We start from the raw sequence: 15,650 nt of genomic DNA on the forward strand, positions 1-15,650 counted from the left end.
CCCGCACCCCCCGGTCGTCCCCCCACGGAGGAAGAATGGACCAGCCCACTGGGGCTCAGTCACCCGGCACCTCGCCGCCCGGCACCCGCCCGTCCGCCCGCCGGCCCGCCTCGCGGTCGGTCGTGGTCAGCGTGGTGCTGGCGATGATCGCCGCGATGCTGGCCTTCGTGGCCAGCACGCCCGCCGCCCAGGCGGCCACGGTCGGCGCCGGTTCGTACACCGAGACGCTCCCCGCCGGCCGCTCGCTGCCGGTCGGCTGCGGCTCCCTGTCGACCAACCCGCGCGCCTACGTCACGGCGAACGCCCCGGCCGGCGCGGTCCCCACCAACGACTGGTGGTCGTCGCTGCTGTTCAAGAAGTTCGACTGCGCCTACAGCGAGCCGCTGCACGCGCACCCGATCTCCTACGACACGGTCGCCGGCGGCCTCGGCTTCTCCTACAACACCGTCGCCGCGATCAGCGGCACCGCGACCGGCGTGGGGGAGTACCACTACCCGTACGTGCAGGACATCCTCGTCGGCGTGACCGGGCTGAACTCGCCCGACGCCAAGGTCGACGGCTGGACCGACTGGACGGTCAGCCCCTACTGGAGTGACGGCACGCGGACCCTTCGGGCCACCATCGGTCACGGCCTGCCGTTCGCCTACTTCACCAAGACCGGCGGCAACGCCCAGATCACCACCAGCGGCACCCCGACCGTGTGGTCCAACAGCGGCGGGACCATCGGGTTCACCGTCAACGGCAAGGACTACCTGGGCTTCGCCCCCAGCGGCTCGACCTGGACGGTCAGCGGCACCAGCATCTCCTCGACGCTGAACGGCCAGAACTACTTCTCGGTCGCGGTGCTGCCGACGACGCCCTCGACCCCGGCGGCCACCCGCACCAGCCTGGCGAGCACCTACGGGCAGTACGCCCACGCGCACGTCACCGGCACCCGGGTGTCCTACTCGTACAACCCGGGCAACTCGAACGTCAGCACCACCTACACCTTCACCACCACGGCCCGCGAGGGCAGCGCGAGCGGCACCGTCATCGCGCTCTACCCGCACCAGTGGAACTACCTGACCGGTTCCACTCCGCTGGCACAGACCTACATCTCGGCGCGCGGCCAGATGAAGGTGGTCACCGGCACCTCGTTCAGCACCACGATGAAGTTCCAGGGCGTGCTGCCCGAGATCCCGGCCGTCGGCGACAACTCCGGCGGCGACCTGACCACGATCACCAACTACCTGAACGCGGAACTCGGCGATCCCACGGCCGGCCTCGGCGACGACACCTACTGGACCGGCAAGGGCCTGGGCCGGGCGGCGCGCATCGCGGAGATCGCCGACCAGCTCAACCTGACCGCCGTCCGCGACTCGGCGCTCAACCGGATCCGGACCAGGCTCAACGACTGGTTCACCGCCAGCTCGGGCAAGACCAGCCGGGTCTTCTACTACAACCAGCAGTGGGGCACCCTGATCGGCTACCCGGCCTCCTACGGCTCGGACGCCGAACTCAACGACCACCACTTCCACTACGGCTACTACATCGCCGCCGCCGCGACCCTGGCGAAGTTCGACCCGACCTGGGCGACCAACGGCCAGTACGGCGGCATGGTCGACCTGCTGATCCGGGACGCCAACAACTACGACCGGGGCGACACCCGCTTCCCTTACCTGCGTGACTTCGACATCTACGCGGGTCACGACTGGGCGGCCGGGCACGGCGCGTTCGGCTCCGGCAACAACCAGGAGTCCTCCTCCGAGGGCATGAACTTCGCCAACGCCCTCATCCAGTGGGGTCAGGCGACCGGCAACACCGCCGTCCGCGACGCCGGTGTGTTCATCTACGCCACCCAGAGCGCGGCGATCCAGGAGTACTGGTTCGACGTGCGCAACCAGAACTTCCCGTCGACCTTCGGCCACAACACGGTCGGCATGGTCTGGGGCTCCGGCGGCGCGTACGCCACCTGGTTCAGCGGCGAGCCCGAGATGATCCAGGGCATCAACATGCTGCCGATCACCGGCGGCCACTTCTACCTCGGCGAGTGGCCGGCCAACGTGCTGGTCAACTACAACGAGCTGGTCACCAACAACGGAGGACCACCGACGGTCTGGCAGGACATCATCCAGGAGTTCCGGGCACTCGCCGACGGACCGGCCGCGCTGGCGGCCTTCCAGGCCAACCCGAACTTCACCTCCGAGGAGGGCGAGAGCAAGGCGCACACCTTCCACTGGCTGCGCAACCTGGCCTCGCTCGGCACGGTGGACACCACGGTCACCGCCAACCACCCGCTGGCGAAGGTCTTCGTCAAGAACGGCACCCGGACCTACGTCGCCTCCAACATCACCAACACCGCGCTCACGGTGACCTTCTCCAACGGCACGACACTGACCGCGCCGGCCGGCAAGACCGTCACCTCGGGCCTGTTCACCTGGAGCGGCGGCAACGCCAACGGCGGCGGCACCCCGTCGCCCAGCCCGTCACCCAGTCCGTCGCCCAGCCCGTCGCCCTCACCGTCGCCGTGCGCGACCAACCTGCTCTCGCAGGGCCGCCCCGCCACCGCGTCGAGCGTCGAGGCCGCCTACACCGCCAACCTGGCGGTCGACGGCAACGCGGCCACCCGCTGGGCCAGCGCGTTCAGCGACCCGCAGTGGATCCAGGTGGACCTCGGCTCGGTGCAGCCGATCTCGTCGGTGCAGCTGACCTGGGAGGCGGCCTACGGGCGGTCGTACCAGATCCAGACCTCCAGCAACGGGACGACCTGGGCCGACGTCTTCACCACCACCACTGGTGACGGCGGCACGGACAACCTGACCGTTTCCGGGTCGGCCCGCTATGTGCGGGTCTACGGCACGGCGCGCGGCACCGCCTGGGGTTACTCGCTGTGGGAGTTCAAGGTCTTCGGCGGCGGCGCCGGATGCCCCAGCCCGTCGCCCTCACCGTCGCCGTCTCCCGGCAACTTCGCCGCCAACCGCTACCCGCAGTCGAACGGCACCCTGCCCGGGACGACGGGCTCGGCCGGCAGCGTCACACTGGCCGCGGCCAACGGCAACCGTGACGGCGTCCCGACCAACGCCGCCGTCTACAACGCGACCGGCCTGACCGCGACGTACAGCGGCGCGGCCACCACGTTCGACGTGTTCGTCGACGCCGGCACCAACGTCGGCAACGCCACGCAGGTCAGGGTCTCCTACGACCTGACCGGCAACGGCAGCTGGGACCGGGTGGAGACCTACACCTACTTCGCCACCGACCCGGTGGCCGGCTGGGAGCACTACACCCAGACGGCCGGGGTCAAGACGGCCACCGGCGCACTCGGCAACCTGGCCAACGGCTCGGTGCGGGTCGAGGTCTGGAGCGCGATCGGCTCCACCACGACCAACCTCGGGATCGGCAACCAGAGCGTCATCCGCCTGCCCTTCGCATAACCGCTGACGGTGGCGGGCCGCGAGGGCGGCCCGCCACCCGGCTTCTTCCCGTGTACGTCTTCAGCGAGTCGGTTCCATTGACCGGAGAGTGGTGTGGCGTGTCCCCGCCGACCTGGCCAACACCACTACGAGGTGCACGCCTCGGGGCCAAAGCCCTAATGTCGGTCCATGTCCGAGATGATCCCCCGGGTCGAACTCAGTCCTCTCACCCTCGCCGACGAGGACGAGTTCTGCTCGCTCGTCGAGGCCAGCGCTGAACTTCACACGCCGTGGATGCAGCTGCCCACGACCGCGGAGGACTTCCAGGTCTGGATGCGCCGCTTCGCCGACGGCACCAACCGGGCCTATCTGATCCGCGTCCGGGAGACCGGTGCAGCGGCGGGCGCGGTCAACATCAACTCGATCATCCGGGGCCGCTACCAGGGCGCGTCCCTCGGCTACGCGGCCTTCGCCCCGTCCGCCGGGCGGGGCTACCTGACCGAAGGCCTCACCCTCGTTCTGCGGCACGCCTTCGAGGACCTGCGGCTCCACCGGCTGGAGGCGAACATCCAGCCCGCGAACAAGGCGTCTCTGGCCTTGGCCCAGCGCCTGGGTTTCCGGTACGAAGGCATGTCGCCCGACTATCTCTTCATCGACGGAGCCTGGCGCGACCACGAACGCTGGTCCATCACCGCACCGTCCCCCTGGACGCCCGACCCTTCGCTTCCCGAGGTCTAGAACTCCGTCGCCTACACCAAGAACGACCTGACCACGCTGCTCGGCTGACGAGGCGGCCGGGGCCCGATGACGGAGAGAAGCCGGAGTCTCTCGTAGCTCTCGCTGCCCGGGACGGCTGTGTAGACCAGGAGCAGGTGCGCCTGGTCGGGGTCGAGAAGCGCCTGACACGCCAGTTCGAGGACGCCGACCTCGGGGTGGACGAAGCGTTTGACGTCGCTGTAGCCGATGCCGACCTCGTGTTCCTGCCAGACCGTACGGAACTCCTCACTGCGGTCGAGCAGGAGGCGCTGGAGATGCGCGGCCCTGGAGCCCGGGCCGCGCAGCGTGACCACTGTGCGCAGTCCCGAGGCGAAGACGCGGGAGTGCAGCGCGTGGTCGTCCGGGTGGTAGAGCGCCCGGGTGGCCGGGTCGGTGAACCACCGGTAACCGATGCTGCGGGCCGGGCCGGTGTATCCGGTCAGGTCGCCGGTGAGCGCGACGCCGAGGGGAGTCTGCCGCAGCGTCTCGCCGAGCTCGGTGACGATCTCCGCGGGGGTGTCGGTGAGCCGGTCGAAGATGCGCAGCAGGCCGGGACTGACGTGCTCGCCGGTCGTGCCCCTCGTGGGCGGATGGTGCCCGGCGAGCCGGAACAGGTGGTCGCGTTCGTCCAGGGACAGCCGCAGACCCTGCGCGATCGAGGCGATCATCTGCTCCGACGGGTGAGGTCCCCGCTCCCGTTCCAGCCGGCTGTAGTAGTCGGCGGAGATGTGGCAGAGCGTGGCGACCTCCTCGCGGCGCAGACCGGTGGTCCTGCGCCGCTGCCCGCGCGGGAGACCGACGTCTTCCGGCTGGAGTGACGCACGACGGCGACGCAGGAACTCGGCGAGCCCGGCTCGGTCGATCACGGCTGCTCCCTCCCTCGTCATCGATTCCGTTCGTTCTACCACCGCCGCCGGGGTGGCCGGGTGCGGCCAGCCTGGGATTGTGAGGCCGTGGCTACCCCTGCCGATCGGGTGAACCCTGGAAACCGATCGACCAAGGGAGCAGCACCATGGCACGCACACGACCGGACCTCACGGTCCCCGACCTCACCGGGAGGCTCTCCGTCGTCACGGGGGCCAGCGACGGCGTCGGACTGGTGCTGGCGACCCGGCTCGCCGCCGCCGGCGCCGAGGTCGTCATGCCCGTCCGCAACCGCCGGAAGGGCGAGGCGGCGATCGCGACGATCAAACAGCGGCACCCGGACGCCGCCGTGTCCCTGCGGGACCTCGACCTGTCGTCGCTGGCCTCGGTCGCCGCCCTGGGCACGACGCTGCGTGGCGAGAACCGGCCGATCCACATCCTCGTCAACAACGCCGGGGTGATGACCCCGCCGGAACGCCGGACCACCGCGGAGGGGTTCGAGCTGCAGTTCGGCAGCAACCACCTGGGGCACTTCGCCCTCGTCTCCCACCTGCTGCCCCTGCTGCGGGCCGGGCGCGCCCGGGTGACCTCGCAGATCAGCATCGCCGCGAACGAGAACGGCATCAACTGGGACGACCTGAACTGGGAACGGCGCTACCACGCCCGCCGCGCCTACAGCCAGTCGAAGATCGCGTTCGGTCTGTTCGGGCTCGAACTGGACCGGCGCAGCCAGGCGGGCGGCTGGGGGATCACCAGCAACCTCTCCCACCCCGGCGTCGCCCCCACCAACCTGCTGGCCGCGCACCCCGAGATGGGCCGGCCGAACGACACCCTCGGCGTGCGGGCCATCCGCGCCCTGTCCCGGCGCGGCGTCCTCGTCGGCACGGTCGAGACGGCGGCCCTGCCGGCCCTGCTGGCCGCCACCTCCCCGGACGCGCGCGGCGCCCGCCTCTACGGTCCGAGCGGTCTGGGGAACCTGTCCGGCGCACCCGCCGAACAGGCCCTCTACTCCCGGCTTCGTCACCAGGACGACGCCGCCCGCGTCTGGCGGATCTCCGCGGAACTCACGGGAGTCTCAGCCGAACGCCTTGACCTCCAGTAACCCGACCGACGACGCCCCGCTCTGGAGGGCGACCCGCAGCCGGGTCGTGGTGACGGGGGAGAAGGTCGCGCGGTTGTAGGTGTTCGCCCCGATTGGGTACGTCGCCGGGACGTCCACATAGGACGACCCGTTCCACCACTGGAGTCGCCAGGACGCCGGCAGGTCGATGCCCTGGCCGTCGTCGAAGAAGTACACGTCCGCCGACCGCAGGGTCTGCGCGGCGGGCCAGGTCAGCTCGGCCCATTGGGCGCCGGTGTTCGGCCAGGTTCCCCAGCGCGGGTTGACGGTGTCGTTGGAGGCCGGCGGGTCGATCCCGTCGTTGATCGCGGCCACCGACTCCCACGGCGAGGTGGAGGAGGCGCTCGGCGTGGCGCTCCCGGCCAGGTTCGCCGACGGGGTGCCGCCGACCTGGAGGGTGAACGTGCGGGTGACCGGGGTGCTGCGGGTGTCGTAGTCGCGCAGTCGCACCGTGAACTGCGAGGTGCCGCCGGCCGCCGGGGTGCCGGTGATCGCGCCGGTGAACCGGTCGAGGGTGAGTCCGGCGGGGAGCGCGCCGCCGGTGATCGTCCAGTCGTAGAACGGGACCCCGCCCTGGGCGGCGAGTCTCTGGGAGTAGGCCGTCCCCGGAGTGGCCGCCGGCAGTGTCGTCGTGGTGATCGACGGGGGCAGGAACGGGGTCAGGGTGCGGTTGAGGCGCCAGCCGGCGTTCTCGGCGATGAGGAGCGCGAGCTTGGTCAGGGTCCAGCGCCGGGTCGGGAACGCGTGGGTCCAGCCGCCGCTCTGGCCGCTGACGCGGTCCCAATACTGCTGGGTTCCCGGCACGTGGTAGCTGGAGTCGAGCGGCACCCGGATGCCCTGGTAGGCCTCGACCTCCGCGTCGACGCCGCCCGACTGCACGTAGGACCGCATGCCGGCCCAGTCGCTGTGGTAGGCGACGGCGTGGCCGTATTCGTGCATGACCAGGCCGTACACATCGAGAACGGAACCGGTGATCGTGGTGCGCCACCAGTCGTCGTCGGCGAGGGAGGTGAAGAGCTGTTTGCCCGCCTCGTCGTACTCGAAGATCATCGACGTCGAGCGGTGCAGCGGGCCCGCGACCTGCTGGCCGCCGCGGGTGGCGTAGCGGCCGTTCGCGGCGGGATAGCCCGTCGAGTACGGCGTCTGGATGCCGCGGAAGAACACGTAGTGGCCGGTGAACGCGCTGTTGTTCGTGACGTTGACCGTGTTCTGCCAGTCGTCGCCCGGCAGGTGGTTGGGCTCGGCCCCGGCCGCGACGGTGTCGAAGGGCGCCAGTTCGAAGTAGCGGAACCAGTCCTTCACCGCCTCCTCCGCCGCCGCCCGGAACGCCGTGTTGCCGAAGTAGCCGGTGATGGTGTCGAACCGGTAGTCGAAGGTGATCGGGATCGACGGTTCGAGCGTGGTCTTCTCGTCCTGCTGGACCCGGATCGGCATCGTCTGCGTGTACGTCGCCCCTCCGGCGTCCCGGATCGTCAGCCGGAACGTGTGGGTCTCGTCCTGCCCGGCGCCCCGTTTCGACTGGATGCCCAGCCGGAACGTCTTCTGCTCCGAGGCGTTGGCGAACGTGAGCGTCTTGGTCGAGCCGGTCGCGGTGAGCTGGCTCGGCAGGTCCATCATCAGCCGTGAGGTGCCCTCGGCCTTGAGGTCGATCGTGGCGGGGAACCTCACGTCCGCCGGGGGCCGGACGGTGAAGGTCAGGGCGGGGTTGGCGACGTGCCCCTGCCAGTCGACGAGCTGGATGCCGTGGGTGTTGATCGTCCGCCCGAACATGTCGACGACCGTGGCCGTCGGGGCGGCGTGGGAGGTGGCGGGGACGGTGAGGAACGCGATGAGCAGAGTAGCGGTCAGGGCTAATCGTCTCACTGAGGGATCCCTTTCTGGCAGAAACCCTTTTCGTTTACCTTTCGCCGAAACGTTACGCCCGAGTCAACATCACCGAAAGCGTTTTCGTCGACCCATCTGGGAATCACCCGGCGCCCTTGGCCGTTGACGACGATACGGGCCCGATGACGGGATCCGTCCGGACGAGGTGCGCCGTACCCGGACTGCAAGACGACGCTCCGACAGGAGCATCGTCATGGCCTGGTTCCTCCTTTTCGCCGCCGGTCTGTTCGAGGTCGCGATGGCCTACTCGCTCAAGCTGAGCGACGGCTTCTCCGTACCGCTCCCCGGCATCGCCTTCGTCGGCTTCGCCGTCCTGAGCTTCGGCCTGCTGGCGATCGCCCTGAAGAGCCTCGACGTCGGCACCGCCTACGCCGTCTGGACCGGCATCGGCGCCGTCGGCACCGCCGCCCTGGGGATGATCGTCATGGGCGACGACGTGAGCCCGCTGAAGATCGCCTCGATCGCCCTCATCCTCGCGGGGGTGGTCGGCCTCAACCTCGCGGGCGCCGCCCACTGACCCGGATGCCGACGGGCCTGCGGGTCCTGTCCTTCACATGTCACCTGCAAGTGAGGCTGCAACGGCATGGGTGATCGTGACGGCGTGCCGGAAACACCGGCACGCCTGATCCGAAGGACGTGACCGTGTACAGAAGAGCGCTCGCCATCGCGGCGTCCGCCGTCCTGGCCTTCACCCTGATTCCCTCGGTGGCCGAAGCCGCGGCTCCGAACGTCGAGATCGTCCCCGGCCACACCTCGACCCTGGGGGAGAAGAACAGCCGGTTCTTCTGCCCCGCGAACGAAGTGATCACCGGCCGGGCGCACCAGAAGGACGAGAACGGCCCGACCACCTACTGGTGCGGGAAGATCGTCATCGACGGCGAACAGGTCTCCGTGTCGACCTACCACTACGTCGACGCCCAGACCGAGCCCTTCTCCTGGTTCGAGGCCCCGGAGGCGAACGCCATGGTCGGCCGTGAACACCGAGGCGACGAGAACGGCGTCACCACCACCTACTTCGCCCTGCTGACCTGGCGCGGCCAGCCGGTGAAACTGGTCAACCGCCGCTGGACGGGGGCCCTGCGGGAGAGCAGACACGAGTCCCGGGCGAGCGGCGACGAGATCATGACGGGCCGCCGCCACCACGACGACGAGAACGGCGACTCCTTCTACCAGTACGCCACGGTCACCTTCTAGGAATCACCGAGGCCCGGGGCGGGATCCGTAGTCCTGACCCGGGCCACGTGCCAACTTTTCCCCCATAGGGCGCGTCTTACCTATATGGGAAAATTGCTCCGCGGCACTGCTGCATTCGTCGCCTTCCTCGCCGCCGCGGGGCCCGCCGCCGCCCACGCCGAGGCGCCGTCCGGGCAGTGGGGCATCATCCGGGACGCACCCCGTGACTCCTACGACGCCGTGACGGTGACGCCCGGCGGGGGAGTCTGGGTCGCCGGGACGAGAGGAACCGAGTCGCTGCTGCTCAAGGGCCGGACCACCTTCAAACGGGTCGCCGGGCCGGGCTTCCGGGTGAAGAAGCTGGCATCGGCGTCCGACACCAGGGTCTGGGCGTTCGGCGCGTCGCGGTACGCCCGCTGGGACGGCAAACGCTGGCAGGTCAAGCGCTGGACCCACGGCCGGGTGGATCAGGCGTACTCCATCGGCAAGAACCTATGGGTCATCGAGAACGCGAACACCTTCTCTGCGGCGAGTGGCGCCGGGTGGAAGGCGACGTCCACGCTGCGGCGTCTCGTCGGATCGACGTGGCGCAAGGTCCCCACGCCGATCGTGGTCAAGGGGCTCGACGGCAGGTGGGCGGCGGGCTCGGTCCGGGGCAAGGCGGCGCTGGCCCGCTGGTCCGGCACGGCCTGGCGCACGTACGCGTTGCCCGCCGTTCCGGTCGCGCACCCGGGGCAGGTCTCGGAGCTGACCGATGTCGCGGTCGACGGCGAGACCGGCCGGGTGATGGCCGTCGGCTGGGTCGCCTGGCCGTGCGGCGGTGCGAAGTACTGCGGGGAGACCCTGCTGCTCACCGGCCCTCTGAGCGAGCCCACTTTGGAGGTCCGCAGCGGCCTGGGCGTCCAGCCGAGCGCCCAGGCGGTGCCCGACGAACGGGGCGGGGCCTGGGTCGTCCCCAACCCCAAGAGCGGCGGCCTGCTGCACATCCGCACCGAGAGCGTCGAGCCGGGCGTCCTTCCGGCTCCGAAGAACCGGAAGGCGTCCGTCCGCGGCATCGCCATCTGGCCGGAGAACGGTTCCCTCTGGGCGGTCGGCTCGGCGATCTGGGCCCGTCGCCCCTGAATCGGTCAGTACGGGTAGTGCACGGGCAGGTCCGTCGTGGTCAGCCAGCGGCGGGTGGTGAACTCCTCCAGGTTGTCGTCACCGCCGGACCGCCCGCCGAGCCCCGACTGCCCGACCCCGCCGAACGGCACGCCCGCCTCGTCCTGCGGGGTCGCGTCGTTGACGTGGACCATGCCGCCGCGCAACCGCCGGGCGACCGACAGGCCGCGCCGCAGGTCGGCCGTCACGACCGAGTTGACCAGCCCGTATTCGGTGTCGTTGACCACCCGGACGGCCTCCTCCTCGTCCGCCACGACCAGCACGGGTGCGACCGGGGCGAAGATCTCCTCCCGCCAGAGCCGCATGCCCTCGTCGACCGAGACGACCACGGCGGGCCGGAAGAACGGGGCCTCGCCGGGCCCGCCGGTGAGCACGGACGCGCCCGCCGCCACGGCCTCGGCCAGCATGCCGGCCGCCCGGGTGAACTGGCGCTCGTTGATCATCGGACCGAGGCCGACCGCGTCCTTGAACGGGTCGCCGACCTTGATGGCCGCCGCCCGCCGGGTCAGCTCCGCGATGTAGGCCTCCGCGATGCCCGCCTGCACGATGTGGCGTCCGGCCGTGATGCAGGTCTGGCCCTGGTAGTGGAAGCTCGACCAGGCCCCGATCATCGCGGCCTGCTCCAGGTCGGCGTCGTCGAGCACGACCAGGGCGTTGTTGCCGCCGAGTTCCAGCGACACCTTCTTCAGCAGGCCGCCCGCCTGGGCGGCGATGGCGCGGCCGACGGCGGTCGAGCCGGTGAAGTGCACCATCGCGGTCGCCGGGTGGGTGACCAGGCGTTCGCCGACTTCGGGGCCGCCCTGCACGACCTGGAGCACATCCCCCTCGAACAGGTCGGCGAACAGCGAACCGCCGCTCAGCGGCGTCTCCGGGGACGGCTTCAGCACGACCGTGTTGCCCAGGGCGAGCGCGGGCGCGACCACCCGCATGCCGAGCACCAGCGGGAAGTTCCACGGCGTGATCGCGGCGACCACGCCGAGGGGCAGGCGTTCGGCCAGGCTGAACCGGCCCGCGTGGTTGGAGGGCAGCACCTCGCCGACGGGCCGGGAGGCCAGCGCGGCGGCGGCGTGCAGTTCGCCGACGGCCGCGCCGATCTCGTAGTCGGCCTTGCCGGGGATGCAGCCCGTCTCGCGCACGATCAGGTCGCGAACCGCCGCCGCCTTCGCCTCCAGCTTCGCGGCGGCCCGGCGCAGCGCGGCGGCGCGTTCGGTGTACGGCAGCGCGGCCCAGCCGGGCTGCGCGGCGGCGGCCCGGCCGACCGCGGCGTCGACGCCTGCGACCGTCGACTCGGGCACGGCACCCAAGTCTTCGCCGGTCGATTTGTCCCTGGAAATCATGTCCGCTCCTTAGCTGTGGAGACGCCGGGCGAGTGCGACCGCGCCGGTGACGGGGGGTTCGCTCAGCAGGTGCACGGTCAGCCCCGGATGGTCACGGGTGACCGCGTCGCGGAAGGCCGAGAAAAGATCGGGCTGGCCGGTCATGACCCCGCCCGCCGCGACCACGGCGGTGACGCCCGCGCCCCGCGCGGCCAGCACGCCGACCAGGGACGCCAGGCTCTCCGCGCCCGCCCGGATCGTCGCGCGGGCATCGGCCGAACCTTCAAGGGCCGCCGCGAAGACGGCCGGGGCCTTCGGCGCCCAGTGCTCGGCCGTGGGGAGGTCGTTGACGCTGCGGGCCAGCCCCACCGCGTCGGGCACCCCGAACGCCTCGATCAGCAGCGACAGCAGCACGTCCGATCCGTCGCCGGTGTCGTTCCTGGTCAGCGCGGCCCGGACGGCCTCCCTGACCAGGGCGGGCGCGCTGCCCTCGTCGCCGATGACCCAGCCCCAGCCGCCGGCGAACATCAGCCCGCCGTCCGGGCGCACCGCCACGGCGATCGAGCCGGTGCCGGAGATGACGCCGATGCCCGAGGTCAGCCCCGCCGCCGGGACCAGCAGCGCGGCGTCGTTGGTGACGGCGGCCGGGACCCCGGCCACCGAGGACAGCGCGTGCGACAGCTCGGCGCAGTGGTGCTCGTCGTCGCAGCCCTGCGCGCCCACCGCGATCGCCCCGAGCGTGGCATCCCCGGGGAGATGGCGGCCGGCCAGGCCGGCGATCCAGCGGGCGGCCGCCTCCACGGGCGCGGCCGACCAGGTGTCGGTCGGGTCGACCACGTCGGCCAGGACCCGGCCGTCGGGTGTCTCGAACCGCAGGTGGGTCTTGGTGCCGCCGATGTCCAGCCCGGCCAGCACCGTCACCGTCACAGGGCCGCCCCGACCTTCGTGTCGGTGTTGTCGAACACGAACTCCTCGATGTCGATGCCGGCGTCCTCGGCCGTCCGGGCGACGAGCGCCTGGAGCACGAACGCCTCCAGCACGGCCCGCTGGTTCGGCGGGACCGGCGGCAGCCGCACCACCTGCAGCGCGGGGCCGGGCGTGACGTCGGCCGAGGTCACCAGGATCACCGGGTGGTCGGCGGCGGCCAGTGTGCGCGCCAGGGTGATCTCCCGGTCGTCGCCGAACAGGACGTGCACCGTGTCGCCCGCCGACTCCATCGCGCCGTGCAGGTACTGGCGGGTGCTCATCGCCGCCGCGGGCAGCCGCACCGTCTCGCGGAACAGCAGCGCCCCTGCCTCGGCGGAACCGGCGGAGGGCCCGCCGCCCACGAAGTCACCGGCCCGCGCCGAGGCGAACGGCGCCGCCAGCGCCCCGGCCCGCTCGGCCAGCGCGCTCTCCAGCGCGTCGACGTGATCGGGCAGCCCGAGCCAGGAGGGGTCGACGGTCCCGCCGTCCCACGCTTCGGCGATCATCCCGAGGGCCACGATGGTCGCGGTGTAGCCGATCGTCGAGGCGTAGCTGTCGGGGATGCCGCCCAGCGACACCGCGCGGACGGCCAGGTCCGCGATCGGCGAAGGGGCGGCGTTGGTCACCGCGTACCGGAGCTCGGGGTCGACCGTGCCCAGCACGGCCAGCGTCTCGGCGCTGCGCCCGCTCTGCGACACCGCGACCAGCGGGTGGACGCTACGCGGGAACGGCAGCGGGTGGTCGCCCGCGCTCAGCCGCCACGAGTGCACCCCCCGGCTGCGCAGGGTCCACACCGGCGCGCTCGCGGCGGCGTGGCTGGCCCCGATGGCGACGAAGATCGGGCCGTCTCCCCGGAACCAGCCCTCGGCCTGCCGGACGGCGACGTCCCTGCTCAGCCGCTCGATCGCGGCCCGCAGCGCGTCGGCCTGACCGGCCCGCGCGGAGGCGAAGGAGATGTGACCTTCTTTCGGCGTTGACATTTCTTCCCCAGATATCGATGAGTCACGAATGGCAGTGCGTGGCGCCGCCGGACGCCGGGATGTCCAGCGTCGGGTTGCGGCCGAAGAAGCCGGATGGCTTGAGCTTGAAACCGGTGGTGTCCACCGGCATGACCGGCCAGTCCTCCGGGCGCGGGAAGTGCGTCATGCCGAAGGTGTGCCAGAGCACGATCGGCCCGCCGTCGATGTCGCGGTCGGCGGCGACCCACTCGGGCATGCCCGCCCCGCCGGGGTGCTGGTTGACCAGGTCGCCGGCCGGATAGAGCTCGGTGGGGTCGTACGCGGTGACCCACAGGTGGCCGCTCGCGAACACCGCCCGCGAGTACAGGTCGGACGAGGGGTCGGCGAGCAGGACCGGCATGCCCTCCGGGTGCAGCACGTAGGCCACGTCCCGGCCGAGCCGGTTCTGGACGTCGGGATTGGCGACCCGCCAGACCCGGCCGCGCCGCCCGTCGGCCAGGCGGGGCGCGTCGCTCTCCCTGCGCAGGCGGGTGACCTGCTGGGTGATGCCGGTGCCGGTCGGGTTCTCCGGGCCGCGTGGCACCGCGACCGCGTCGATCTCCTCGACGTAGTTGCCGGGACCGTCGACGGCCATCTCCAGGCGGGCGCTGAACAGGTGCTGGTGGTGCGGGGCGCCGAGGCCGGGGGCGACCTCGGTGGCGTAGGCGTAGTCGCCACCCGGGTTCGGGTGGCCGGAGGTGAACACCACACCGGTGGCCTTGACCTCGAGCTCGATCACGCCGTCGAGGTAGAGGTACCAGTAGAAGCCGTAGTCGTAGTTGCCGACGGTGACGAAGAAGGAGATCACCAGGCGGCGGTTCCTGCGCACCTCGCTGGAATTGGTGAAGTGGCTGGTGTGCTTCCACAGCACCCCGGCGTCCTCTTCGTGGATGCAGATCGCCTGGGGGATCACGCGCGGGTTGCCGGCGTTGTCGGCGACCACGGCGTCGAGATAGGTGATCTCGCCGAGGCAGTCGCAGCCGAGCTTGAGGGAGTTGGCGAAGTTGCCGAGCAGGTACTCGCCGCCGTCGAAGAAGGTCTGGAACCAGCGCTGGGGGCTGGGGTCGGCGTAGGGGACGACCATCTCGGCGATCGAGGCGCGGTCGACGACCGTGCGGTCGTTGATCGAGAGGTCGCGCAGCACCAGGCCCTCGCGCGAGTCGAAGCAGACCTGGACCTTCCAGCCGAGCCAGTCGAGCACGTTGTCGTCGTCGATGGTGAAGCTGGGGCCGTGCGGCTGGGTGATCTCGATCGGCTTCAGGCCCTCCCTGAGCGGCCCGTTGAAGTCGGCGAGGTGGAAGTTGCCGTCCTCCTGGGGGACGTCCAAGACTGCGCTGTCGAGCACCTCGACGACCGTCTTCGCGATCACGTCCACATAGGCGACGACGCCGTCGACCGGGTGGGCCCAGGGCAGGTCGTGCTCGTCCTTCTGCAGGAAGGTCAGGGTGCGCTGGAGGCGGCGGCCCTGTTCGTCCTCGGTCATCGCCCGGCCCGCCGACAGCGGTTGCACGCGCAGCTTGGACAGGTCGGTCAGGCCGCGGCGGCGCATCGCCGCGAGCCAGCGCTCGTCGGCGTGCACGATCGCCTCGACCATCGCGAACTCGAGCATGATGACCGGCACCTGGCCGTCCACCGCCGGATCGAGCTCGACCGCCGACACGAGGCCATCCGAGGACGGGCACACCACCACGTCGTGGGATCGGCCGTCGGCCATGTCGACGAGCATCGCGCGCAGCTCTCGTGCGCCGCCCTCCTCGCGCTTGTCCTGCTCCTTCAGGCCCAGGTACGACACGTGGGTCGTCTCGTTCAGCAGGCCCTCGCGGACGAGGATCTCGCGCGCCGCCGATATCTCCTCGGCGCGGAGTGTGCTGTTATCCCTCACGATGACTCCTCTCATAACCAGAGTAGTACCAAACTATAGACCACGCCATACCAGTGTTGTCGTGAATGTCGTGATTCGGGCGACCGTAATGGCAGGCCGACCTGCCCGTTCATGCCGTTATCTACGCGTTTGTCCGAA

Annotated in this window: 12 protein-coding genes and 1 riboswitch; of the genes, 6 read left to right on the forward strand and 6 right to left on the reverse strand. The window is 70.8% G+C overall.

The features are described from left to right. Nucleotides 1–35: 35 nt before the first annotated feature. Both AW272_RS27025 and AW272_RS27030 read left to right on the forward strand, forming a co-directional pair. Nucleotides 36–3,413 (forward strand): glycosyl hydrolase, encoded by a 3,378-nt coding sequence (locus AW272_RS27025; RefSeq protein ID WP_169807639.1) that lies wholly within the window; start codon nucleotides 36–38, stop codon nucleotides 3,411–3,413. A 168-nt stretch (nucleotides 3,414–3,581) separates the two neighbouring features. Further along, the gene (locus AW272_RS27030) at nucleotides 3,582–4,130 is read left to right on the forward strand and encodes a GNAT family N-acetyltransferase (protein ID WP_066370805.1); all 549 of its coding nucleotides are present in this window, start codon (nucleotides 3,582–3,584) and stop codon (nucleotides 4,128–4,130) included. A gap of 11 nt (nucleotides 4,131–4,141) precedes the next feature. On the opposite strand, the gene AW272_RS27035 is transcribed toward AW272_RS27030, so the two are convergent. After that, nucleotides 4,142–5,014 (reverse strand): helix-turn-helix transcriptional regulator, encoded by an 873-nt coding sequence (locus tag AW272_RS27035; RefSeq protein ID WP_066370808.1) that lies wholly within the window; start codon nucleotides 5,012–5,014, stop codon nucleotides 4,142–4,144. Nucleotides 5,015–5,160: 146 nt separating this feature from the next. Here AW272_RS27035 and AW272_RS27040 point away from each other — a divergent pair, with 146 nt between their 5' ends. Continuing rightward, the gene (locus AW272_RS27040) at nucleotides 5,161–6,114 is read left to right on the forward strand and encodes an SDR family oxidoreductase (RefSeq protein ID WP_066370810.1); all 954 of its coding nucleotides are present in this window, start codon (nucleotides 5,161–5,163) and stop codon (nucleotides 6,112–6,114) included. Here the strand turns inward: AW272_RS27040 and AW272_RS27045 are convergent. Continuing rightward, nucleotides 6,088–7,995 carry an Ig domain-containing protein gene (locus AW272_RS27045; RefSeq protein WP_066370812.1) on the reverse strand — a complete coding sequence of 636 codons (1,908 nt, stop codon included), beginning with the start codon at nucleotides 7,993–7,995 and terminating at the stop codon, nucleotides 6,088–6,090. The two genes, AW272_RS27040 and AW272_RS27045, sit on opposite strands and share 27 nt — an antisense overlap. Before the next feature lie 140 nt (nucleotides 7,996–8,135). After that, nucleotides 8,136–8,194, forward strand: a riboswitch (guanidine-III (ykkC-III) riboswitch). A 15-nt stretch (nucleotides 8,195–8,209) separates the two neighbouring features. Here AW272_RS27045 and AW272_RS27050 point away from each other — a divergent pair. From AW272_RS27050 to AW272_RS27060, 3 genes are all read left to right on the forward strand, one after another. Beyond that, nucleotides 8,210–8,533 (forward strand): DMT family transporter, encoded by a 324-nt coding sequence (locus tag AW272_RS27050; RefSeq protein WP_066370815.1) that lies wholly within the window; start codon nucleotides 8,210–8,212, stop codon nucleotides 8,531–8,533. 125 nt (nucleotides 8,534–8,658) lie between these two features. Beyond that, complete coding sequence (locus AW272_RS27055) at nucleotides 8,659–9,210, forward strand: hypothetical protein (protein ID WP_066371132.1); 552 nt, start codon at nucleotides 8,659–8,661, stop codon at nucleotides 9,208–9,210. Nucleotides 9,211–9,294: 84 nt separating this feature from the next. Next, on the forward strand, nucleotides 9,295–10,311 hold the full coding sequence (locus tag AW272_RS27060) for a hypothetical protein (RefSeq protein WP_157518809.1): 1,017 nt from the start codon (nucleotides 9,295–9,297) through the stop codon (nucleotides 10,309–10,311). A 5-nt stretch (nucleotides 10,312–10,316) separates the two neighbouring features. Here AW272_RS27060 and AW272_RS27065 read toward each other — a convergent pair whose 3' ends face one another. The 4 genes from AW272_RS27065 to AW272_RS27080 are packed head-to-tail and all read right to left on the reverse strand — an operon-like array spanning nucleotide 10,317 to nucleotide 15,512. Beyond that, complete coding sequence (locus AW272_RS27065; RefSeq protein ID WP_066370818.1) at nucleotides 10,317–11,687, reverse strand: aldehyde dehydrogenase family protein; 1,371 nt, start codon at nucleotides 11,685–11,687, stop codon at nucleotides 10,317–10,319. 9 nt (nucleotides 11,688–11,696) lie between these two features. Next, nucleotides 11,697–12,593 (reverse strand): BadF/BadG/BcrA/BcrD ATPase family protein, encoded by an 897-nt coding sequence (locus AW272_RS27070; protein ID WP_218011087.1) that lies wholly within the window; start codon nucleotides 12,591–12,593, stop codon nucleotides 11,697–11,699. Further along, the gene (locus AW272_RS27075; protein ID WP_066370820.1) at nucleotides 12,590–13,612 is read right to left on the reverse strand and encodes an SIS domain-containing protein; all 1,023 of its coding nucleotides are present in this window, start codon (nucleotides 13,610–13,612) and stop codon (nucleotides 12,590–12,592) included. The genes AW272_RS27070 and AW272_RS27075 overlap by 4 nt, the downstream gene beginning before the upstream one ends. Nucleotides 13,613–13,634: 22 nt before the next feature. Next, nucleotides 13,635–15,512: a primary-amine oxidase gene (locus tag AW272_RS27080; RefSeq protein ID WP_245657742.1), complete on the reverse strand. Its 1,878-nt coding sequence runs from the start codon at nucleotides 15,510–15,512 to the stop codon at nucleotides 13,635–13,637. Between the last annotated feature and the right edge of the window lie 138 nt (nucleotides 15,513–15,650).

Source organism: Herbidospora mongoliensis, assembly GCF_001570545.1.
GTDB lineage: Bacteria > Actinomycetota > Actinomycetes > Streptosporangiales > Streptosporangiaceae > Herbidospora > Herbidospora mongoliensis.

Bases quoted from the DNA above. Each gene is read 5' to 3' on its own strand.
- AW272_RS27025 (WP_169807639.1), top strand. From the start codon at position 36: ATGGACCAGCCCACTGGGGCTCAGTCACCCGGCACCTCGCCGCCCGGC.
- AW272_RS27030 (WP_066370805.1), top strand. From the start codon at position 3,582: ATGTCCGAGATGATCCCCCGGGTCGAACTCAGTCCTCTCACCCTCGCC.
- AW272_RS27040 (WP_066370810.1), top strand. From the start codon at position 5,161: ATGGCACGCACACGACCGGACCTCACGGTCCCCGACCTCACCGGGAGG.
- AW272_RS27050 (WP_066370815.1), top strand. From the start codon at position 8,210: ATGGCCTGGTTCCTCCTTTTCGCCGCCGGTCTGTTCGAGGTCGCGATG.
- AW272_RS27060 (WP_157518809.1), top strand. From the start codon at position 9,295: ATGGGAAAATTGCTCCGCGGCACTGCTGCATTCGTCGCCTTCCTCGCC.
- AW272_RS27065 (WP_066370818.1), bottom strand. From the start codon at position 11,687: ATGATTTCCAGGGACAAATCGACCGGCGAAGACTTGGGTGCCGTGCCC.
- AW272_RS27075 (WP_066370820.1), bottom strand. From the start codon at position 13,612: ATGTCAACGCCGAAAGAAGGTCACATCTCCTTCGCCTCCGCGCGGGCC.